Annotated in this window: 18 protein-coding genes and 2 tRNA genes; 10 read left to right on the top strand and 10 right to left on the bottom strand. The window is 60.1% G+C overall.

The features are described 5' to 3' along the window. Positions 1 to 9: 9 nt before the first annotated feature. From BN1130_RS08715 to BN1130_RS08745, 8 genes are all read right to left on the bottom strand, one after another. Positions 10 to 1,002 carry an ABC transporter ATP-binding protein gene (locus BN1130_RS08715; protein ID WP_042041494.1) on the bottom strand — a complete coding sequence of 331 codons (993 nt, stop codon included), beginning with the start codon at positions 1,000 to 1,002 and terminating at the stop codon, positions 10 to 12. 10 nt (positions 1,003 to 1,012) lie between these two features. Next, positions 1,013 to 2,044: an ABC transporter ATP-binding protein gene (locus BN1130_RS08720; protein ID WP_042041495.1), complete on the bottom strand. Its 1,032-nt coding sequence runs from the start codon at positions 2,042 to 2,044 to the stop codon at positions 1,013 to 1,015. After that, a complete protein-coding gene (locus BN1130_RS08725; RefSeq protein ID WP_042041497.1) occupies positions 2,041 to 2,955 on the bottom strand; it encodes an ABC transporter permease in 915 nt (304 codons plus the stop codon). The genes BN1130_RS08720 and BN1130_RS08725 overlap by 4 nt, the downstream gene beginning before the upstream one ends. Position 2,956: 1 nt before the next feature. Next, entirely contained in the window at positions 2,957 to 3,940 is a 984-nt protein-coding gene (locus tag BN1130_RS08730) for an ABC transporter permease (RefSeq protein ID WP_042041498.1), read from the bottom strand. 117 nt (positions 3,941 to 4,057) lie between these two features. Then, positions 4,058 to 5,743 carry an ABC transporter substrate-binding protein gene (locus BN1130_RS08735; RefSeq protein WP_042041499.1) on the bottom strand — a complete coding sequence of 562 codons (1,686 nt, stop codon included), beginning with the start codon at positions 5,741 to 5,743 and terminating at the stop codon, positions 4,058 to 4,060. A 680-nt stretch (positions 5,744 to 6,423) separates the two neighbouring features. Beyond that, positions 6,424 to 6,552: a hypothetical protein gene (locus BN1130_RS23020; protein ID WP_269745794.1), complete on the bottom strand. Its 129-nt coding sequence runs from the start codon at positions 6,550 to 6,552 to the stop codon at positions 6,424 to 6,426. A gap of 397 nt (positions 6,553 to 6,949) precedes the next feature. Beyond that, positions 6,950 to 8,629, bottom strand: a complete 1,680-nt coding sequence (locus BN1130_RS08740; protein WP_042041500.1) for an ABC transporter substrate-binding protein — start codon at positions 8,627 to 8,629, stop codon at positions 6,950 to 6,952. Between the two features lie 883 nt (positions 8,630 to 9,512). Further along, positions 9,513 to 12,950 (bottom strand): ATP-binding protein, encoded by a 3,438-nt coding sequence (locus BN1130_RS08745; protein ID WP_042041501.1) that lies wholly within the window; start codon positions 12,948 to 12,950, stop codon positions 9,513 to 9,515. Between the two features lie 250 nt (positions 12,951 to 13,200). Here BN1130_RS08745 and BN1130_RS08750 point away from each other — a divergent pair. Further along, a tRNA-Gly gene (locus tag BN1130_RS08750) sits at positions 13,201 to 13,276 on the top strand. A gap of 60 nt (positions 13,277 to 13,336) precedes the next feature. Next, positions 13,337 to 13,410 (top strand) — tRNA-Cys (locus tag BN1130_RS08755). 23 nt (positions 13,411 to 13,433) lie between these two features. On the opposite strand, the gene BN1130_RS08760 is transcribed toward BN1130_RS08755, so the two are convergent. Further along, the gene (locus tag BN1130_RS08760) at positions 13,434 to 13,718 is read right to left on the bottom strand and encodes a hypothetical protein (protein ID WP_042041502.1); all 285 of its coding nucleotides are present in this window, start codon (positions 13,716 to 13,718) and stop codon (positions 13,434 to 13,436) included. 210 nt (positions 13,719 to 13,928) lie between these two features. On the opposite strand from BN1130_RS08760, the gene BN1130_RS08765 reads away from it, so the two are divergent. From BN1130_RS08765 to BN1130_RS08800, 8 genes are all read left to right on the top strand, one after another. After that, positions 13,929 to 14,129, top strand: a complete 201-nt coding sequence (locus tag BN1130_RS08765) for a YbfA family protein (RefSeq protein ID WP_042041503.1) — start codon at positions 13,929 to 13,931, stop codon at positions 14,127 to 14,129. A gap of 236 nt (positions 14,130 to 14,365) precedes the next feature. Next, on the top strand, positions 14,366 to 14,623 hold the full coding sequence (locus tag BN1130_RS08770; RefSeq protein WP_042041505.1) for a BufA1 family periplasmic bufferin-type metallophore: 258 nt from the start codon (positions 14,366 to 14,368) through the stop codon (positions 14,621 to 14,623). Positions 14,624 to 14,691: 68 nt separating this feature from the next. After that, positions 14,692 to 15,534, top strand: coding sequence for an MNIO family bufferin maturase (gene bufB, locus BN1130_RS08775; RefSeq protein WP_042041506.1), 843 nt, complete (start codon positions 14,692 to 14,694; stop codon positions 15,532 to 15,534). Then, positions 15,527 to 16,327 carry an HvfC/BufC N-terminal domain-containing protein gene (locus BN1130_RS08780; RefSeq protein WP_042041507.1) on the top strand — a complete coding sequence of 267 codons (801 nt, stop codon included), beginning with the start codon at positions 15,527 to 15,529 and terminating at the stop codon, positions 16,325 to 16,327. The genes bufB and BN1130_RS08780 overlap by 8 nt, the downstream gene beginning before the upstream one ends. A 22-nt stretch (positions 16,328 to 16,349) precedes the next feature. Continuing rightward, positions 16,350 to 16,790: a DoxX family protein gene (locus BN1130_RS08785; protein ID WP_042041508.1), complete on the top strand. Its 441-nt coding sequence runs from the start codon at positions 16,350 to 16,352 to the stop codon at positions 16,788 to 16,790. Positions 16,791 to 16,908: 118 nt separating this feature from the next. Beyond that, positions 16,909 to 17,892 (top strand): D-2-hydroxyacid dehydrogenase family protein, encoded by a 984-nt coding sequence (locus BN1130_RS08790; RefSeq protein WP_042041509.1) that lies wholly within the window; start codon positions 16,909 to 16,911, stop codon positions 17,890 to 17,892. Further along, positions 17,889 to 18,356, top strand: a complete 468-nt coding sequence (locus tag BN1130_RS08795; RefSeq protein WP_042041511.1) for a GNAT family N-acetyltransferase — start codon at positions 17,889 to 17,891, stop codon at positions 18,354 to 18,356. The genes BN1130_RS08790 and BN1130_RS08795 overlap by 4 nt, the downstream gene beginning before the upstream one ends. Positions 18,357 to 18,632: 276 nt before the next feature. Beyond that, on the top strand, positions 18,633 to 19,190 hold the full coding sequence (locus BN1130_RS08800) for a DUF3332 domain-containing protein (protein ID WP_042041554.1): 558 nt from the start codon (positions 18,633 to 18,635) through the stop codon (positions 19,188 to 19,190). Between the two features lie 66 nt (positions 19,191 to 19,256). Here the strand turns inward: BN1130_RS08800 and BN1130_RS08805 are convergent, their stop codons facing one another. Continuing rightward, on the bottom strand, positions 19,257 to 20,318 hold the full coding sequence (locus BN1130_RS08805; protein WP_042041512.1) for an FUSC family protein: 1,062 nt from the start codon (positions 20,316 to 20,318) through the stop codon (positions 19,257 to 19,259). Positions 20,319 to 20,374 lie beyond the last annotated feature (56 nt).

Here is a 20,374-nt window from a genome sequence, read left to right on the forward strand (position 1 = left end):
CCTTCGGGCTTATTCGTGCAGGTAGCAGCGCACGAAGTGATTGTCGGCAAGCTTGGTGACGGGCGGCATGGCCTCCTTGCAGCGGGTCATCACCTGGTTGCAACGCCCGGCGAAGGGGCAGCCATAGGATTCCGGCGTCCAGAGCGGGATCTCCCCCTTGCGCCCGCCTTCGAGCTCGGCGTGGATGCTCTTCTCGGGGTCGGGCACCGCCGAGATGAGCAGCTGGGTATAGGGGTGCTGCGGGTGGTGCAGGATCTCGTCCACCTCGCCCCACTCCACCATGTGACCCACATACATCACCGCCAGATCCTCCGCCACGTAGCGGGCGGTGGCGATGTCATGGGTGATGTAGAGCATGGAGACCCCGAGCTCGTTCTTCATCTGCTCCATCAGGTTGAGGATGCCGATGCGAATGGAGACGTCGAGCATGGAGGTGGGCTCGTCGGCGAGCACCACTTCCGCCTCCACCGCCAGGTTGCGGGCGATATTGACCCGCTGGCGCTGGCCGCCGGAGAGCTGGTGCGGGTACTTGGCCGCCGTTGCCTTGGCCGGGGTCAGTCCCACTTTCTCCAAGAGGTCATGGACCATGTCCGGCAGATCTCTCTTGTCGAGCACCTTGCTGTGCAGCAGCAGGGGGCGGGCGATGTGGTGATAGATGGTGTGGGTCGGGTTGAGCGAACCAAACGGATCTTGCCACACCATCTGCACGCTCTGACGGTAGTCGAGCAGGGCGGTGCCCTTGTTGAACTCCTCCAGATCCCGGCCGCGATAGAGGATGCGGCCGCTGGAGAGCTTGTACATCTTGGCGATGATCTTGGCGATGGTGCTCTTGCCCGAGCCCGACTCCCCCACCACCGCCAGGGCGCGGCCCTTGTGCAGGTTGAAGGTGATGTCGGAGAGGGCCCGCATCTTGCCGCTCTTGATGGCATTGGAGTTGACCGAGAAGTCCTTGTAGAGGTGCTCGACTTTGATGATGGGAGCCTGGGTATCGGCGATGTGCATGGAAGACTCCTTAACAGCCAGCGGCCTGAGCGAAGATCAAAGGTTCGGATGCCAGCTCGTCATCGGCCAGGCCGTCGGCGTAGAGATGGCAGGCGGTTTGTTGGCCGGGGCGAATTTCGGCCAGGGCCGTGTACTCCTGACGGCAACGCTCGTGCACCTTGGCGCAGCGCGCTTGGAAGCGGCAGCCCACCGGCACCTCCAGCAGGTTGAGCGGGGTACCGGGTATCCCTTCCAGCACGGTTTTCGGGCCGTGCAGGGGCGGGAAGGAGTTGCCGAGCCCCTTGGTATAGGGATGCAGGGGCGCGGTCAGGATCGCCTTGGAGGGGGCGACTTCGATCAACTCACCGGCGTACATGATGCCGATGCGATCGCAGAACTCGACCATGAGCGAGAGATCGTGAGTGATGAACAGGATGGAGAAGTTGAACTTCTCCTTGAGGGCATAGACCTTCTGCAAGATCTCCCGCTGCACCACCACATCCAGGGCCGTGGTCGGCTCATCCATGATCAGCAGTTCGGGGTTGAGGGCCATGGCGATGGCGATCACCAGCCGCTGACGCATGCCGCCGGAGAACTGGTGCGGATAATCCTTGAGCCGGCTCGGATGGATGTCGACGATGGCGAGCAGCTCCTGGGCGCGCTTGATCGCCTCATAGCGGGTCAGCTTGGGGTTGTGGGCTTGCAGCACGTCGCAGAACTGCTCTTCCATGCGCAACACCGGGTTGAGCGCGTTCATGGCGGACTGGAACACCACGCTCGCCTGACGCCAGCGGTAGCTGCGCAGCCGCTCGTCGTCAAAGCCGAGGATGTTCTCCCCCTTGAACAGGATCTCGCCGCCGCTGATGTAGGCGGGCGGCTTGTGCAGCCGGGCCACCGAGAAGGCGACCGTGGACTTGCCACAGCCGGATTCACCGGCGAGGCCGAACACCTCCCCCGGCATGATGTCAAAGCTGACCGAGTTGACGGCGCGCACGTCGCCGCTTTCGGTGATGTAGTCGACGCACAGCTCGCGCACCGACAGCAGGGGTTGTTGCGATTTCATGCTGTCTTCTCCTGAGCGGTGATGACCGGGGCCGGGACGGCGAGTTGTTTCCAGCGGCGCAGACCTTTGTGGGAGCGCAGCTGCGGGTTGGCTATCTCATCGATGGCGAAGTTGAGCAGGGCCAGACCGGCGCCCAGGGTGGCGATGGCGAAGCAGGGGGCCAGAATTTCCCACCAGGCGCCCACCAGGATGGCACTGGAGGTCTGGGCGTTGTAGAGCATGATGCCCCAGCTGACCACGGTCGGATCGCCCAGGCCCAGGAACTCCAGGGTCGCCTCGGTGACGATGGCGTAGATGATGGAGCCGATGAAGCTCACCCCGATGATGGAGATGAGGTTGGGCAGTATCTCCACCAGGATGATGCGCCAGGCCGGCTCACCCAGCACTTCGGCGGCGATGACGAACTCTTTCTCCCGCAGGGCCAGGGTCTGGGCGCGAATGACCCGTGCCCCATAGGCCCAGGACGTTAACCCTATGATGAGGGCTATCACCAGGGGGGATGCCTCCCCGATGAAGCTCGCCAGCACCAGCAGTAGCGGCAGCCCCGGGATCACCAGCATGACGTTCATCAGGAAGGTGAGGCACTCGTCGATGAGGCCGCCGAAGTAACCGGCAGTGATGCCGATGCCGATGGCCAGGGCGCAGACCAAGAGGCCTGCCCCGAAGCCCACCATCAGCGAGATGCGGGCGCCATTGGTGAACTGGGACCAGATATCGTGCCCCATGCGGGTGCTGCCCATCACGTACTCGGCACTGGGCGGCTGGTGGGGACGGGCAACCCGCTTGGTCGGCTCATTGCTGGCGAGCAGCGGAGCAAACACGGCCATCAACACGAAGGAGACGACGATGGCGAGGCCGAAGGCGGCCTTCTTGTTGCCCAGTAAAATCTTGAGGATGGTAGGCATACGCATCTTATTTACCTCCGGTACGAAGACGGGGATCCAGGAAGACGTAGAGCATGTCGGCCAGGAAGTTAAAACTGAGCATGGTGATGGTCATGATGAGCAGCTGCCCCTGAATGAGCGGGTAGTCGCGCGCCAGGATGCCCTGGTAGAGGGTCAGGCCCAGCCCCGGGTAGTTGAAGATGACCTCGGTGATGAGGGAGCCGCCGATGACGAACCCCAGCGCCATGGAGAGCGCGGTGACGCTCGGCAAGATGGCATTGCGGGCACCGTAGTTGAAGATGACCCGTCTGTTGGAGAGCCCCTTGGCCTTGGCCATGGTGATGTAGTCTTCCCCCAGCAGGTTGATCATGTTGTTGCGCATGGTGATGAGGAAGCCCCCCACCTGCACGATGGCCAGGGTGCCGACCGGCATGATGGCGTGCAGCATGATGCTCTTGATGTGCTCCCAGCCATAATCGGCGGTGATCTCGGGGCTGTAGGCGTAGCCGATGGGCAGCCACTCCAGGCTGACCCCGAACAGGAACAGGGCGAGCAGGGAGACCACCACGGGGGGGATGGCCTGCATCACCAGGGTGAGTGGCGAGAGGATGCTGTCCATGCGGCCACCCCGGTACCAGGCGGCGAAGATGCCGACGATGGAGCCGAAGGAGAAGCTGATGATGGTGGAGGTGCCTACCAGGAACAGGGTCCAGCCGATGGCGCGACCCAGTACGTCGGCAACCTGCTGGGGGTAGTAGCGCACCGAGGTGCCCAGATCCCAGGTGAAGACGCTCTTCACATAGGTCAGAAATTGAGTGCCAATCGGACCATCTACAAAGCCGAAGGTGGCCTTGAGTGCCTCGAGGGCTGCGGGTTCCATCATGGCGCCGGCCCGGGCAAACATGACGGAGACGGGATCCCCTGGCATGGCTCTGGGTAGCAGGAAGTTAATGGTGGCGGCCACCAGGAAGGCGACCAGATAGAAGGAGAAACGTCTTAGTATAAATCCCATGATGATACCTTTTACTGCAAGTCTGCCCCGCACCGGGCATAGCTACCCCAACCCCGGCAGATCCGGGAAGTGGGCAGGCGGCGGGGAAGAAGGCCCCCCGCAGGGGGCCAGGAGGATTTAGCTGTTCGGCTTGAGGGACAGCACGTGCAGCAGACGCTCAGGCGTATCCGGGTGGAGCTGCGGTTTGGCGACCGGGTTGTCGGCGCTGAACCAGCCATGGAAGCGCTTGGTGCTGTACTCATACCATGTCGGGTTGTTGAACACCGGGATGATGGTCTGGTTGGCACCGACACGTTCCTGGATAGCGAACATGATCTCTTTTTGCTTGGCAGCATCGGCGGTCTGGGTGAAGTCATCGATCAACTTGTCCAGCGCCGGATCCTTGTAGCGGTTGGCCGCGAAGCGGTTGCCACGCTCACCCATGTTGCGTGAGTGGAAAGCGGTCTCGAAGTACTTGTGCGGGTTGGCACCGGCAAAGTAACCCTGCAGGGCGACATCGAAGTCACCGGTGACCAGGGCGTCTGTCCAGACGGTGGCTTCCGGGGTGGAGGTCTTGGCGTTCAGACCCAGTGCCTGCAGGCCTTCGACGCCGATCTGGACGGTGTTGACCCAGTCGGTCCAGCCGTTAGGTACCAGCACCTTGAACTCGATCTTCTTGCAGCTCGGGGTGTCGAGGAACTTGTCGCCGTCACAATCTTTGTAGCCAGCCTGCTTGAGCAGCGCCTTGGCGCCTTCGACATCAAACTTGCTGAACTTGCCGTATTTCTTCTCGACGTCCGGGTTATCCCAGGAGGCGAACGCCTTGCCCAAACCTGACGGATAGTCGTTGACGGTCGGGTAACCGTAACCGGCGATGTCCACCATGGACTGGCGATCCATGGCCATGGAGAAGGCGCGACGGAAGTTGATGTCGTTGAAGGCTTCGTGGTTGCCCGGGTTCTTGCTCTGGAAGTTGACGTTGAACGCCACTGTGCCGGAGGCCGGGAACCAGTATTTGTTGTTCTTGGGATCGTTGCCGACGTAGAGGCGCTCGATGTCCGGTACGAAGGAGCCGAACCAGTCAACATCACCCTTCATGACGGCGGCCAGCACCTGGTCATTGGTGGCCATCTGCGGCATGCGGATACAGTCGATGGCGAGGTTGGCGTTATCCCAGTAGTGCGGGTTGCGGCACTGGGTATAGAGCTGGGCGGAGAAGTTGTCCACTTCGGTGAAGGGACCGGTACCGACCGGCTTGTCGTTGGTGAAGGCAACCGGGTCCTTGACGGACTTCCACTGGTGCTCAGGCACTATGGGGATCAGCACCAGGTCGTTGACCACGTTGGTGTTGACCTCGGTCAGGTCGAACTTGATCTTGTGGTCACCCAACTTCTCGATGCCCTTGATCTGGGTCCAGATAGAGCGCTCATCCAGCGCCTTGTTGGCCTTGACCAGATTGAAGGAGAAGATGATGTCGTCGGCGGTGAAGGCTTCACCGTCGGACCACTTGACGCCATCGCGCAGGTCGAAGGTGACGGACTTCAGGTCATCGCTGAAGGCATAGTGGGTCGCCAGACGATAGACGGGTTTGCCACCCTGCATATCGTTGAAGATCACCAGCGGCTCATAGATGAAGTGACGGGTGGTGTGCAGCAGACCGGCCTGCAGGAAGGGGTTGAAGTTCTTGACCCAGGCGGTCTCCTGTTGGGCGACCATGGTCAGCACCGTCTTGTTCTCGGCGGCCATGGCACTGCTGGTGGCGCCAGCAATCATCAGGGTTCCCAGCATGACTGAGGTAGCTATTTTGGATACTTTGGCAAGCATATGTTTTCCTTTCTTATTGGTCTTCCATGTTTTGGAATGGAGCACCGACATCGCATGCTATGCATATCGGCCCTCTGTGTTGGGCAGGTTTTGCACCCTTGTCTTTATCTAATCCAACGCCCCTAGCAAAGCAGAGTTAACAGAAGAACAACAAGGCCTGATTTCGTCGATTTCGTAAAAACCAAAATTCTTTCGTCATTCTCGTCAAATTATATTTCAAACCTTTTAAAATTATATGCTTACATTTATTTACGCTAAACATAAAGTTCGCGTTTTAAAGCCATGCCAGCCGATTGTGTGACCTCGATCGTCCCAGATTTTTCCGTTGCCATCAGGGCTTTTTTTTACATTTGAAACAAGGTTGGAAAGTGCCAGGCAGGCCCTATCTTGCAGGTGATATTGATTATCACTCATCTGTTTTCAGGGCCGCTTGGGCGAGGGAGAAGCGAATGAGGAGACTGTGCCTGGGGATCCGGTTCCGACCCGCCAGCGATCTTGGTGAGCGCCATATTGCCTTACCCATCCTGGCTCGCAGCTGTGCACCCGCCGAGGGGACCGTTCGACTCTTTGGTTGGCAAAGAGAGAGCTATCAAGAAGGCACTCGGCGGGCTTGGGTCAGGGTTTGAGGCGATCACTGTGATGGGGTGGCTTTCTTTTGCATCACTGAGCCCGACAAGGCCTCAGCGGCCGTTATCGGTGCGGGAGCTGGCATCTCCTTGGGGGCCGGCGGTCAGCATGAAGGCGGCAAGGGCATCCCTGTCCATTGGCTTCTGGGGACGCCAGATATGGGGAGAACTGGAAAGTGGCACAGGCATGGCCCCCATGCGCCCAACTGGCACCCACAGCCCAACCTTGGCTGACCATCTGAGGCGTCGAGTAGGTCTCCTTATCTGAGCGCTGTCATGCCCCTGGCAGGTGGATCTGGCCCCATGAGGCTGGCGAGGGCGTCATTGGGCGATGCGGAGTTTGCTTTTAGTGCTGCCTGCCGATCATCTCTATCGATGATGGGGGGCGGATAAGCGCTCTGCCGAGCTTGGGGTATCAAGTGCGGCTCCTTGTTGGTGGCCTGGAGAGGGAGGGCGCGGATGGCAAGCGATGGCAGCGGGGGGATGGGATCCCGTTGATGCGTGGTGGTGCTGGCGTGCTGGAGAAGGATGAATGGAAACGGGCCCCGCAGGGCCCGTGTTGTCATGACTCAAATGGCCGTTAGGCGTTAGGTTTGAGGGCGAGCACGTGCAGCAGGCGCTCAGGGGTGTTGCTGTGTACCTGGGGCTTGGCGACCGGGTTGTCGGCGTTGAACCAGCCATGGAAGCGCTTGGTGTTGTACTCATACCAGGTCGGGTTGTTGTAGACAGGGATGATGGTCTGGTTGGCACCGACCCGCTCCTGGATCTCGTTCATGAGCACTTTTTGCTTGGCCAGATCCGCGGTCTGGCTGAAGCCGTCAATCAGCTTGTCCAGTGCGGGATCCTTGTAGCGGGGTGCCGCGAAGCGGTTACCACGTTCGCCCATGTTCCGGGAATGGAAGGCGGTCTCGAAGTAGTTCTGCGGGTTGGCACCGGTCAGGTAACCTTGCAGGGCCACATCGAAATCACCAGTGACCAGGTTGTCGGTCCAGACGGCTGCTTCGGGGGTGGCTGTTTTGGCATCGATCCCCAGCGCCTTGAGCCCTTCCACCCCGATCTGGACGGTGTTGACCCAGTCGGTCCAGCCGTTCGGCACGATGATCTTGAACTCGATTTTCTTGCAGCTCGGGGTATCGAGGAATTTGTCGCCATCACAGTCCTTGTAACCGGCTTCCTTGAGCAGGGCCTGGGCGGCCGCCATGTCGAACTTGTTGTACTTGCCAAACTTCTTGTCGACATCCGGGTTGTTCCAGCTGTCGAACAGTTTGCCAAGGCCGGACGGGTATTCGTTGATGGTGGGATAGCCGTAACCGGCGATGTCCACCATGGACTGGCGGTCCATGGCCATGGAGAAGGCGCGGCGGAAGTTGATGTCGTTGAAGGCTTCGTGATTACCCGGGTTCTTGGTCTGGAAGTTGACGTTGAACGCCACTGTGCCGGAGGCGGGGAACCAATACTTGTTGTGCTTGGGATCGTTGCCGACGTAGAGGCGCTCGATGTCCGGCACGAAGGATCCGAACCAGTCCACACCCCCCTTCATGACGGCGGCCAGCACCTGGTCATTGGTAGCCATCTGTGGCATGCGGATACAGTCGATGGCGAGATTGGCATTATCCCAGTAGTGCGGGTTGCGGCACTGGGTATAGAGCTGGGCGGAGAAGTTGTCGACCTGGGTGAAGGGGCCGGTACCGACCGGCTGGTCATTGGTGAAGGAGACCGGATCCTTGACCGATTTCCACTGATGCTCAGGCACCAGCGGCACCAGGGCTATCTGGTTGACCACGCCGGTATTGACGCCAGCGAGCTCGAACTTGACCTTGTATTGGCCCAGCTTTTCGACCCCGGTGATCTGGGTCCAGATGGCCCGTTCGTCCAATGCCTTGTGGGCCTTGACCAGGTTGAAGGAGAAGAGCACGTCATCGGCATCGAAGCCTTCGCCATCGGACCATTTGACCCCTTGACGCAGGTCGAAGGTGACCGATTTCAGGTCTTTGCCAAATTCATAGTGGGTAGCGAGCCGGTACTCGGGTCTGCCTCCCTGCAATTCGTTGAAGATAACCAGGGGCTCATAGATGAACTCCTTGGTGGTGTGCAGCAGACCGGCCTGCAGGAAGGGGTTGAAGTTCTTGACCCACGCCGTCTCCTGCTGGGCGACCAGGGTCAGCACAGTCTTGTTGTCGGCGGCATTGGCGGCCCCGGCAGAGAGCATCAGGCTCCCCAGCATGCAGGCGGCGGCGACCCGGGATACTTTGGCAAGCATATTATTTCCTTGTTATATGGACGTCCCTGTTGATCTTGTTGAGGGGCGCATGACTGGCGCTCTACCTCATGTCTGGGTCTGTATGACCCCCCTTAGCTAAGCAGGTTTAACAAGAAAGAAACATTTAATCCTTACGTCGATATCGTAAAAATCCCCTTCTCGACGTTGAAAACGTCAATTTCATTTATTAGTTAATTAATATCAATTGTTTAAGTTATTTGCTTTCGCGCAAAAAGTGCTATTTAAGCCCTGGGTTTGACGATAATGTGACGAAGATCTGGTCGGTTTTTATCCGCCGTTTGCATTCTTTGTTCTCTTGAGGAAAAAACCTGGTGCGGCTGCTGGGGTACTCGCCATGACGGGGGGGAGGGGGGAGAACACGCCATCGCCAGCCCGCTTCTGATGCTCGTTCCCGGACAGGCAAGGCTCATGGAGGGCGATGTTCCCGGTGCTGGACCATGGACGATGACAGGGGGCTGCGCATGGGTCAGACGCCATCAGGCGGAGTCTGGGGCAGCGCCGCCAGGCAAGGTGTGGCTCCTTCAGCTCTGTTCATCTGTGGTTGCACGGTTTGTGGGTTGCATCTGGGGTGAGGGATCGTTGAGCTGGCCCATGGGGTTGGCAGGGGTTGGGCCCAATGAGCGGAAAGGGGGCAAGGAGATGCGCCATCGGCTGTCCCTGGCAGGCGAGAGATGCGTCGATATAGAGAGGTAGGGGTGGCGAGTCAGCCCCGAGCAGTGTACTGAGCACGGGGCTCAACCTCGTCTCAGCCTGGACTGGGATATGGGGCCCAGCGCCTGCCATGCCACGTCTTGGGCAGAGGAAGAGGGGCCAGAGTGCCCGCTGCCAGCGGGCTCTCTGGGTTGAGGATGGCTTTTGAGGATCAGCCCTTGCGATTGGCGAGCTGGCGCAACAACTGGGCACTCTGGTGCAGGCTCTGCTGCTGGGCTTCGCTCAGGGGGCACTGCTTGATCACGTACTCGGCCGTGGCGACCACCGTCTTCCAGCGTGGCGCCTTGGGCAGGGTATCCAGACTCAGATACTTGTCCAGGGTGCGGGTCTGGGGGCTGGATCTGTCCATGTAGACTCGCCACAGCTTGCTCTTCTCCGCCAAGACTATCTTGCCCTTGCCGGTGCTGTGTTGCCAGGCATCGAGGGAGAGGCGCATGGTGTCGACCAGGGCGTGGCGCAGGGGATCATCATCTTGCTGGCGGATCAGATTGTCGGCGAGGGAGCGGAACTCGCCACCGAGTCGGCTCAACTCCCCAAGCAGGTGTTCATCTTCGATGATGGCCTGACGTGACAGGCTCTTGAGGGCATTCTCCAGGGCCGCGACTCTATGCTCATCCGGCGCGCTCTGGCTGCAGATGAGGGCATAGGCATGGCAATCATTGAGCTGGATAGGCAGGGCGCGCACCAGGGTGAGCTCACTCTGACCGGCCACGCAGAACTGCAGACTCTGTTCACCAAGGTTCGTCATATCCGGCCACTGGCTGTGCAGGGGCTGGCTCAGCCACTCATCGAGGGATTGGCCCTCCATGGCCTCGGGCTCCTGGCCGAGACGGGTGGCCAGGGCGCGGCTGGCAAAGAGCACTCTGCCCTGCTGGTCGATGAACACCATGGCATCCCCCCCCTCGCTGATGAGGGCGAGCAGGCGCTGCTGATCCTGACGCAGGCTCTCCTGCAGATTCAGTCTGTGTTCTATCTCCTGTTTGAGCAGCCGGTTTTCAACCAGGGTGGCACGGCCTTGTCTGGCTTCGAGCAGTGCGCGTACCCGGGCGAACAGCTCCTCCTTGCAGAACGGCTTGACCAGATAGTCGTTGGCCCCCGCATTGAAGCCCTCTTCGATATCCTTGGGCTGATTGAGGGCGGTGAGCAGCAGCACCGGCAATTGATCCTTGGGACTCTTCTCGCGCAGACGGCGACAGACATCGAATCCGGACAGGGTGGGCATCATCACATCGAGCAGCACCAGATCCACCGGCTCGGTGGCGAGCTTGGCCAGGGCATCATGGCCATCGCTGCTCGGCAATATCCGATAGCCGCAAGGTTGCAGCAGGTGGCGCAAGATGTGCAAGTTGATGGGCTCGTCATCCACCACCAGCAGCAAGGGCGCATCCGGCGGGGGCGGGGGCAGGTCTTCACTCTCCCATTCGGGCAGGTTCAGAGGGACATGGCGCACCAGTGGATGCTCTTTGGGACGCAACTCGCTCGGGCCGGGCAGGGCATCGTGATGGGAGAGCGGCAGGCTGAAGCAGAAGGTGGAGCCGACGCTCGGTTCGCTCTGCACCGTGAGTCGCCCTCCCATCAACTCGATCAACTGGCGGGTGATGGAGAGGCCCAGCCCCGCTCCCTGCTTGCCCGCTTCATGGCTCATCTGTACCAGGGGTTCAAAGATGTGTTCCAGATTCTCTTGGGCGATACCGATGCCGGTATCCGTGACCTTGATCCAGAGGAAGTGCTCATCCTGGCTGGCGCTCAGCACGACTTTTCCCTGAGGGGTGTATTTGATGGCGTTGCCGACCAGATTGTAGAGCACCTGTTCGAGCCGTTGCTCGTCCGCCAGTACGGCGGGCAGCGCCTGTGGCGTGATATCGACCAGGGTCAGCGGTTTGGCCTGTACCAGATGCTGGCAGAGATCCAGCACCAGGCGCACCACCCCCTTGGGGTTGACGGACTGGGAGTGGATCTCCAGCTGGCCATAGCGCATCTGGTGGTAATCGAGCAGATCGTCCACCAGCCGCGCCAGGCCATCGGCGCTCTTGATGATGAGACCCAGCTGCTGCTGTTGACCCTCGGTCAATTGCTGTTGACCGGCCAGCATGGCTTCCGCCATCCCCTTGATGCCATGGATGGGAGTGCGCAGCTCGTGGGAGGTGTTGGCGAGCAGTTCATCTTTGAGTTTGTCGGCCTGCTGCAGGCTGAGGTTCTGCTTGTGGGTCAGCTTGACCTGCTGTTGCAGCTCCTGAGTCTGGCGTTCGATCAAATCTATCTTGTCCCTCACCGAGCGCTGCATATGACGAAACGCCTGGGCGAGGCGGTCTATGTCATCTTCGGTACGGGGGATGGCGATGGGGTGATCCAGGGCGCCATCTGCCACCTGTTCGGCGGCAGCCGTGAGGGAGCGCAGCGGTGCCGTGATGGAGTTGGACAGCCAGCGGGAGAAGAGAATGAGCAGCACCAGGGAGCCAACCCCGAGCAGCACAGAGAGCGTCTCCAGCTTGCGGATGGGATCATAGGCCTCCCGGGTCGATATCTCGGCGATAAAGGCCCACTCGGTATCGTACACCTTCACCTGGGTGTAGGCGGCCAGTACCTCATCCCGTTGATAGGACTCGAAAAGTCCGACGCCCTGCTCACCGGAGAGCGCCTTGAGGATAAGGGGGGTCTCCAGGGGGCGAAAATCGGGGGAGAAGCTCTTCTCGACGCTGAACTCCGGTGCCAGCCAGGCATTGGCCCGCATCCGTTTGTCCGGGCCTATGAGGATGGTCTCGCCGGTTTCCCCCAGGCCTTCACGCTCCCCCATGATCTCGTTGAGCTTGTCCGGGCGCAGTTCGAAGACGACCACACCGCGCACATAGTCGTACTGCATTACGGGGGCAGCCAGGTAAGCGACCACTTCGCCGGTCAGCTCATTGCGGCCAAAATCGGTGAATTCGAAGATCTTCTGTGGTGATTCACCGCTGTCGAGCCGGCGTTTGATACGGGCGAAGGTGTCGCCAAGACCGCTCGACTGGTAGGGGCCTGAGAGTAAATTGGTGGCGAAGTTGGCACGCTTGGTGACCGAATAGACGACATCACCATTGATGTCGATGAGGAAGATATCACTGTAGTTTGACTTGCGCACCATGTCGGCATAGCCACGGTGAAAACGCTGATGGACCCGGCCATACATCTCGTCCGCCAGGATCAGCGCACTGATGGAGGGTTCAATATCACTGTTTTGGGGATCGGGTTTACGCAGTTGATCCCAGGAGCCGGTGATGTAGCGATTATGGGCCCGCAGGCGCGCCTCCTGGGGGGTGGTGCCCAGCTTCTCGAAGGCACCGGTGAAGCCATAGAAGCGACCGATACTGTTACCGGCAAAATCCTGCTGGGAGAAGCCCATCACCTGAGCCTTGAGGTTGGCGAAATAGTCTTCCAGCTGGTTTTTCTTGATGTTACGCACCGACACCAGATGGTTCGAAGTCTGGGCGGTGAGATCCTTGCCGTGGGTGTGAAGGAAGAAGAGGGCGACGACCAGAAAGGGCACCATGCCCAGCATGAAAAACGCGAGCATCAGTTGTGTTTTGAGTCCGCGCGCCTTGAAGATCCATTTCATCGTATCAAGTTCTATTGAGAATCCAATTAGTAACCTTGCCAGTCTCGGGCCAAAGGCGTTGTATTTCAATGGCTTTATCCTAAATTCGTCTGTGGGGTCACAGCGGGACGCGCTTTTTTTACCCAAAGCGAATAAAGCCTGAGCAAACGGTCGTGCCGCGGGGCTCGAGGCACAAAAAAGGGTTGTGCTGCCTGCGGGGGTACGTATAATGCGCCTCGTTGTCAGGCAAGACCGGGCAGCATGAGTTCAGGCGGGAATAGCTCAGTTGGTAGAGCACGACCTTGCCAAGGTCGGGGTCGCGAGTTCGAGTCTCGTTTCCCGCTCCAATTTATCTCATCGACACCAAGGATGAGATGTCAGTTATAGTATTGAAGTCTTGACCCTGTGGCGCGTTAGCAAAGCGGTTATGCAGCGGATTGCAAATCCGTTTAGTCCGGTTCGACTCCGGAACGTGCCTCCATTATCTCCTTCATTTCCCTCGTTCTACCCCTGTTCCAATGCCATGTCACACCGATGTGACAGCCACTGCGTATTCAGATATCTCCTCAATTCGACCATATCCTGCCGTTGCATAGGCGAACCTTGCATGCTGATTTCATCCAGCTCGGCCATGCGTTGCTTGAGCAGACCACACTGCCACAGGCTGGCGGTGGGTACCCCCTTGTCAGCAAAGGCTATCCTGTCATTGACATTGCTGCGCCACTCCTGCCATTCGTTGTGGGCGAGCAGGCCGCACAGGCCGATGAGCACCATGTTCGCTATCTTCATCCGTCATCCCCCCTGTCGTCTCTGCTCTAACTCTGGTCAAGGGTGGCTGCTTGGGCAAACATTGTTATTGTTTAGTTAATAAACGTAATTAAGTTTCATACTTGCCATTGAATGCAGGATTTGGCGGCCACATGGGTAAGAATGGTGTAGTAATTCAACAATTCATGGCGTAAACTTTGTTGAGTGGTCTTACCAGTGAGGCGTTCAATCATGTTTCATCCCTTCTCCCTGACTCGCATCATCCTGCGTCGCACCCTGGTGCTCCTGGTCGGCGTGCTGGCATTTCCCATCATGCTGTTTCGCCGCGATCGGGCGCGTTTCTACAGCTATCTGCACCGAGTCTGGAGCAAAACCAGTACCAAGCCGGTCTGGTTGAAAATGAGTGAACGGGGCGACCGCATCTTCTACTGATGGGATAACCCCTCGGCAAGAAAATAAAAAAAAGGCAGCAGCGGCTGCCTTTTTTTATTTTATTTTTTTTCATTTAAAACATGACGTTAGGTTTTATTTAATGCAGGCTGTCCTGCCTGTTTGACATTTTTTCTGACATTGCCTGAAAGATTAGTGGGCGGGGGCCGGTTCTATTCACTGAATCCGCGCCGCGGTTCATTCAACCCCGACGACCTCTATTCAGAAGGAATATGAACATGAAGAAATCGATCGCACTTGCCTCTGCCATGACCGGCCTGCTGGCCCTGGGCAGCCAGTTTATCGCCGCGCCCGCCATGGCCGCCGACGAGAAAGAGAAGTGTTTCGGCGTGGTCAAGGCTGGCCAGAATGATTGCGCGACCAAGACCAGCTCTTGCGCCGGTACCGCCAAGGCTGATGCGGCGGGTGATGCCTTCGTGGTCATGCCAAAAGGGCTGTGCGAAAAACTGGCTGGTGGCAGCCTGCAGCCGAAGTAAGCACTCATGGGGCGACGCGCGGTTGACGAGTCGCCCCTCCCTCCTGGTATGCAAGGGAGACAGGGTTGATGCACTCCTCCATCGGTATTGGCCTGCGCGCCCCGCACTACCAAGTCATGCTGGCAGAACGCCCCGATGTTGGCTGGCTGGAAGTGCACAGCGAGAACTATTTTGAGCCCCACAGCCGGGCCTTTCATGTGCTCAGTCAGCTGGCCGAGGATTACCCCATCAGCTTGCACGGCGTGGGTATGTCCCTGGGCTCCAGCGATCCCCTCGATGGGGCCCACCTTGCCCAGTTGCGCGCCCTGATCACGGCCATCAAGCCTGCGCGCATCTCTGAGCATCTGAGCTGGGGCAGTGTCGACGGCCGTCATTTCAATGATTTGCTGCCCATGCCCTACACCCAGCAGGCCTTGGTCCAGATGAGCGACAAGATAAAGGCGGTGCAGGATCAGTTGGGTCGCGAACTATTGATCGAAAACCCCTCTTCTTACCTGCAATTTGAAGCAGGCATGCCGGAGTGGGAATTTCTGGCGCAGTTGCAGCAGCACAGTGGCTGCGGCCTCTTGCTCGATCTCAACAACCTCTATGTCAGCGCCTTCAATCATGGTTTCCCTTGCACCGAGTACCTGGCAGCCATCGATCTCGATACCGTCAAAGAGATCCACCTGGCCGGCTTTACCGACAAATCCCTCGAGCAGGGCCACCTCTATATAGATACCCACAGTTGCCCCGTGGTGGAACCCGTCTGGGCGCTCTATCGCGATATCTGTGTCAGGCGCACTATTCCGACCCTGATTGAGTGGGATCTCGAGATCCCGGCGCTCGCTGTGCTGATTGCCGAGGCGGACAAGGCCAGCGAGATTGCCGAGCTTGCCATGGCTCGGCGCCAGGAGAGACACCATGTCTGAGCGGGTGACTGAGCAACCAGACCCGGGATCCGTCAGGGCGCTGCAACGGGAGTTTGCCGCCAGCCTGCTCGGCGAGCCAAATGAGGTCGCAGCACATATTCAGCCGGGACGCTTTCCTCCCGAGGCCTTGCTGCAGGTCTATCGAAACAACTTCATCCTCAGTCTCACCGAGGTGCTCTCCATCAGCTATGCCGCGAGCCAGGCCATGGTTGGGGAGGATTTTTTCAATGCCGCCGCCCGGGGGTTCATTCTGGCCAACCCGCCAGGAGAGGGCAGTGTGACCGGCTATGGCGCAGGGTTCGCCGACTGGCTCGAGGAGCTGCCGACCACGGCGCATCTGCCCTGGTTGGCAGAGTTGGCCCGCTTCGAATGGCAGTTGGAGCGAGCGAGCCTGTTGCCATTCGAGCATCGCCAATGGCCAGCGGAGGCGCTGGCTGCGCTGGCGCCGGATGAGTGGGGCAGGGTACGTTTGCTGGTTGCCGACAATCTTCTCTTGCTGTCGGTGAGCGCCGACGTGGTCGGCCTGTGGCGGATGGCGTTGACGGGTGGCGAGGCTCCCCCCGAGCCGTTGCAACAGTGCTGGCTGGCGCTGCAAAAACAGCCGGATTTCAGTGTCATCCCTGTGGCCATAGACGGCGCGCAGTATCAATTGTTGCAGGCCTGCCGCCAGGGGATCCCCCTGACCGAGCTCGATGAAGCGCTCAACCCTGGCGCACTCTTGCCGCAACTGGTGGCGCAGGGGCTGCTGGTGGCATTTTCACTCGACGCCGCACCGGACGTTGACGCTCAATAAGTAAACAGAAAGGAATCATCTGATGGAACATCTTATCGCCTGTGGTCAGCAACTGGCCGATCGTTGGCAGGGAGCCCTGTCGGGCTGGGTACTGCTGCTGGCGCGGCTCTGGGTTGCCCAGGCTTTCTTTCGCGCGGGCTGGCTCAAGCTCAATGCCTGGGATTCGACCCTCTATCTGTTCGAGTTCGAGTACCAGGTGCCCCTGTTGCCCTGGCAGTGGGCCGCCTACCTGGGCACGGCCACCGAGCTGCTCATTCCTGTGCTGCTGTTGCTTGGTCTGCTGACGCGTCCCGCGGCCTTGCTGTTGTTTGGCTTCAATATCATCGCCGTCATCTCTTATCCGACCCTGTGGCCGAGCGGCTTCTTCGATCACCAGCTCTGGGGCTGGATGCTGCTGACCCTGGTGGTATGGGGCGCGGGTCCGGTCTCGCTGGATCGCTGGCTGATCACCAGACTGAGATAAGGCCATCGCCAGTCGGTTGAGGGAGCCAGTTGCCGCATTGAGTTGTCAAATGGAGATACCTTGATGCACCATGATGCCGGTCATTGACCGGCATTTTTTATGGGCCAGGGGAGCAGGGATGAAGATAGCCATACTGGACGACTATCAGGGGGCCACGCGCGAGCTGGCCTGTTTTGCCAAGCTGGCAGACCATGAGGTGACGCTATTTCGGACTCCTGCCCAGAGCGAGGCCGAGCAGGTCGCGCGGCTGCGCCCGTTCGATGCCCTGGTATTGATCCGTGAGCGCAGCCAGGTCGATGACAGCCTGCTCGCACAGTTGCCCCGGCTGCGGATCATCAGCCAGACCGGCAAAGTCAGTCAGCACCTGAGTCTTGCCGCCTGCAGCCGCCATGGGGTGCTGGTGGTGGAGGGGAGTGGCTCCCCTGTCGCGCCAAGCGAGCTGTGCTGGGCCCTGATCCTGGCGGCGAGCCGCCAGCTGCCCGCCTATTGGCAGGGGTTGCAGCAGGGACAGTGGCAAGATAGCGGCAGCCTGGGGCTGGGGCGCTCCCTGGAGGGGCTGACACTGGGTATCTGGGGGTTTGGCAAGATAGGGCGCAGGGTCGCGGCCTTCGGTCAGGCCTTTGGTATGACGGTGCTGGTGTGGGGCAGTGAGGCATCCCGCGCGGCAGCCTGCAGTGCAGGTTATCGGGCGGCGTCGAGCCAGGCGGCGCTGTTTCGCCATAGTGATGTGCTGAGCCTGCACCTGCGATTGTGCGAGGCCACCCGCCATTGTGTCACTGCTGCAAGTCTGGCATTGATGAAGCCCGATGCCCTGCTGGTCAATATCAGCCGGGCCGAGCTGGTGGTGCCCGGCGCTCTGCTGGCGGCGCTCCAGGCCGGGCGACCCGGCTTTGCCGCCCTCGATGTGTTCGAGTGCGAGCCCCCGAGCCAGGATCCCTTGCTCGCCATGGCCAATGTGATAGGCACGCCCCACCTCGGTTATGTCACCCGCGACAGCTACGAGCTCTATCTGGGTCAGGCTTTTGACAACCTGATCGCCTTTGCCGCGGGCTCCCCCGTCAACATGGCGAACCCCGATTGTGGCTGGGAGACCAGGCAATGAATATCCGTCAGGCTACCCTGGCCGACATCCCTGAACTGGTCACGCTGCGCATGGCGCTTTTTGCCGAGCTGGGGGAGGCGTTGGGGGATCAGGGGGAGGCGCTGCATCAGGCCAATGTCGACTATTTCAGCCGTGCCATGGCCGAAGGCAGGCTCATCTCCTGGATCGCCGAGGAAGGAGAGGCGGGGAGCGGGCTCTTGGCGGTGGGCAGCCTGGCCCTGTTCGAGCGGCCGCCGTACCCCGGCAACCTGCCTGGCAGGGAGGCTTATCTGCTCAACATGTATACCCACCCCTCATGGCGAAGGCGCGGACTGGCTCGCCAACTGCTGGCTGCCATGACTCGCTACGCCGACCTGGCCAAGTTTGGCAAGCTGTGGCTCCATGCCAGCGAGGCTGGCCGTCCTCTCTATGAACAGGCCGGCTTCGTGGGACATTCAGGCTACCTGGAGCGGCAGCCGGATTGACTGCTGCGGGCGGGCAAGATCGGGTCAGGTGGAATCGATTGACCCTTGGTTATAAGGGGGGCGAGTTGGCGGTGCGTGCCCGGTACCATCTTGGTGAAGAGGTTGCCCTCAAGCAGAGGATGGCGAGAGATGCCACCTCCATTGTTGATTCATTGCGCGATCGCACCGTTAAACTGAACCCTGCCTGTACTGCCTCCCCCTTGCCGATTGTGACCCTCTCCCCCCTTGTTTAGGCTGGCCGCCTTTCGATGATTCAAGACGGCGGACATGACGGATATGGCACAACAGATAAGCAAGAAGGTGGCGTTGTCGCTGCTGCTGGCGATGGGCAGCCTGGGGCTGGGTGGCTGCATGGGGCAGATGGGGCTCTCCTCCATGGTGACGAAAGGCAACCTCAAGGTGGTGGATAACCGTTATGGCCGCGCCGGCGTCTTCGTGCTGCTTTCACCCGTCTATGGCCTGGCCGCAACCGCGGATCTCTTCATCTTCAATACCGTGGAGTTCTGGTCAGGGACCAACCCCATCACCGGGAAGTCTCCTGCGCTGGTCGATCATAAGGTCGACACGGCCATCAAGGTGAATCAGCATCTGGACAGCTCCCTCAAGACAGTTCCCCTGGCCAGCCTGCCCGCCGATGTGCGCAGTATGGACATTAGCTACCCGGATGCCGATAACGCCCTGATGGAGCTGCACTATAAGGATGGCAGCCGCAGCACAATGCGAGGCCAGCGCCGGGGCGATGTGGTCGATCTCTACTATCAGGGTCGCCTGGTCTCAACCCTGACCCAGGCGCAGCTGGCGACCATGAGTCGCACCGGACGCGTGGCCGCCTGAGTCACGCGGCCTCTGGGGGATCCCGCTCCCATCCTGGTGACAAAGCCCCGCTTCTGCGGGGCTTTGTCATTTTCGCGCCGCGGGGGTGGCGTATGGCTGCAGCACCAGTCCCAGCAAGCGCCCCAGGTGGCTGAGCTGCTCGGTGAGCTGCAGATTGAGCCAGAGGTAGCCGCTGATGGTGGCCTCGTCATCGGCCCCCGGGCGCACCTCGGCGGCGGCCGCCTGCAATCGGGCAATGGCCTGCTCGGCGGCGCTGCTGTCACCGCTCTTGAGCATGAGGGCGAGCTGGGTGAACACCTCCTCGGCTGCCTGCTGACAGGCGCGCAAGGCGGGGTTGCTCTGCATCAGGAAGTGGCTCTGCCGATCCCGCCAGTAGGTGTTGGCCAGCATCTCCAGGATGCAGAGGGTGTTGCGCATCGTGGTCTGGATGGCTTCGAACAGGGAGCTGTTGAGGCGGGTCTCCTTGACGGCGGGGGCCAGCAGGGGACGCAGGCTGACCACTTTGGAGAGCAGGCGGGAGTGGCTCTGGGCCAGCCTGGGCCGCTCCAGAATATTGGGTGAGAGGTGGGTGTGGTAGAGGCGGTGCGCCTGCAGCAGGGTGTCGTGCAGCTGCAACCGCCAGTGGCTGTAGGCGCGCTGGGGGTAGATGCTGCAAAACAGCAGGGCTAGCAAGGAGCCGAGGATCACATCGCCGCTGCGCCACAGCGCCGTCTCTATGTCTCCCGGCACCCCGCCGACGATGACCCCCAGGGTGATGCCGATGAGCAGCCCTACGTAGGGGCGCTTGCCAAGCGCCAGATAGCCGCACAGGAACATGATGGCGCTGCACCATACCAGCATCAGCGGCAGGGAGTAGAGCTCCAGATAGAGGGCCACCACCCCGCAGGCGGCGCCGAAGATGGTGCCGACCACCCGTTGCAGGGCCCGCGACAAGACATTGCCCCAGAACGAGATGGGGCCCATCACCACCACCAGGGTGATGAGGGGCCAGGTGCTCTCCGGCAGCTTGAGCTCCCGGGTCAGCAGGAAGGTGAGGGTGAAGGCCAGGGCGATGCGCAGGCCGTGGACCAGGCGGTAGCGACCATAGATCAGCAGATCGAAGCGGGAGAGCGGCGTGTTCAGGCGCAAGGGAGTCGTCTCATGTCAGGTTGATCTTCTCGTGTTGCCGTGCCGGCTGACGCTCG

The organism is Aeromonas rivuli (assembly GCF_000820045.1).
Taxonomy (GTDB): domain Bacteria; phylum Pseudomonadota; class Gammaproteobacteria; order Enterobacterales; family Aeromonadaceae; genus Aeromonas; species Aeromonas rivuli.

What these genes read in the sequence shown, in the direction of transcription:
- BN1130_RS08715 (WP_042041494.1), bottom strand. Translation starts at nt 1,002, where the DNA reads ATGCACATCGCCGATACCCAGGCTCCCATCATCAAAGTCGAGCACCTC.
- BN1130_RS08720 (WP_042041495.1), bottom strand. Translation starts at nt 2,044, where the DNA reads ATGAAATCGCAACAACCCCTGCTGTCGGTGCGCGAGCTGTGCGTCGAC.
- BN1130_RS08725 (WP_042041497.1), bottom strand. Translation starts at nt 2,955, where the DNA reads ATGCGTATGCCTACCATCCTCAAGATTTTACTGGGCAACAAGAAGGCC.
- BN1130_RS08730 (WP_042041498.1), bottom strand. Translation starts at nt 3,940, where the DNA reads ATGGGATTTATACTAAGACGTTTCTCCTTCTATCTGGTCGCCTTCCTG.
- BN1130_RS08735 (WP_042041499.1), bottom strand. Translation starts at nt 5,743, where the DNA reads ATGCTTGCCAAAGTATCCAAAATAGCTACCTCAGTCATGCTGGGAACC.
- BN1130_RS08740 (WP_042041500.1), bottom strand. Translation starts at nt 8,629, where the DNA reads ATGCTTGCCAAAGTATCCCGGGTCGCCGCCGCCTGCATGCTGGGGAGC.
- BN1130_RS08745 (WP_042041501.1), bottom strand. Translation starts at nt 12,950, where the DNA reads ATGAAATGGATCTTCAAGGCGCGCGGACTCAAAACACAACTGATGCTC.
- BN1130_RS08760 (WP_042041502.1), bottom strand. Translation starts at nt 13,718, where the DNA reads ATGAAGATAGCGAACATGGTGCTCATCGGCCTGTGCGGCCTGCTCGCC.
- BN1130_RS08765 (WP_042041503.1), top strand. Translation starts at nt 13,929, where the DNA reads ATGTTTCATCCCTTCTCCCTGACTCGCATCATCCTGCGTCGCACCCTG.
- BN1130_RS08770 (WP_042041505.1), top strand. Translation starts at nt 14,366, where the DNA reads ATGAAGAAATCGATCGCACTTGCCTCTGCCATGACCGGCCTGCTGGCC.
- bufB (WP_042041506.1), top strand. Translation starts at nt 14,692, where the DNA reads ATGCACTCCTCCATCGGTATTGGCCTGCGCGCCCCGCACTACCAAGTC.
- BN1130_RS08780 (WP_042041507.1), top strand. Translation starts at nt 15,527, where the DNA reads ATGTCTGAGCGGGTGACTGAGCAACCAGACCCGGGATCCGTCAGGGCG.
- BN1130_RS08785 (WP_042041508.1), top strand. Translation starts at nt 16,350, where the DNA reads ATGGAACATCTTATCGCCTGTGGTCAGCAACTGGCCGATCGTTGGCAG.
- BN1130_RS08790 (WP_042041509.1), top strand. Translation starts at nt 16,909, where the DNA reads ATGAAGATAGCCATACTGGACGACTATCAGGGGGCCACGCGCGAGCTG.
- BN1130_RS08795 (WP_042041511.1), top strand. Translation starts at nt 17,889, where the DNA reads ATGAATATCCGTCAGGCTACCCTGGCCGACATCCCTGAACTGGTCACG.
- BN1130_RS08800 (WP_042041554.1), top strand. Translation starts at nt 18,633, where the DNA reads ATGGCACAACAGATAAGCAAGAAGGTGGCGTTGTCGCTGCTGCTGGCG.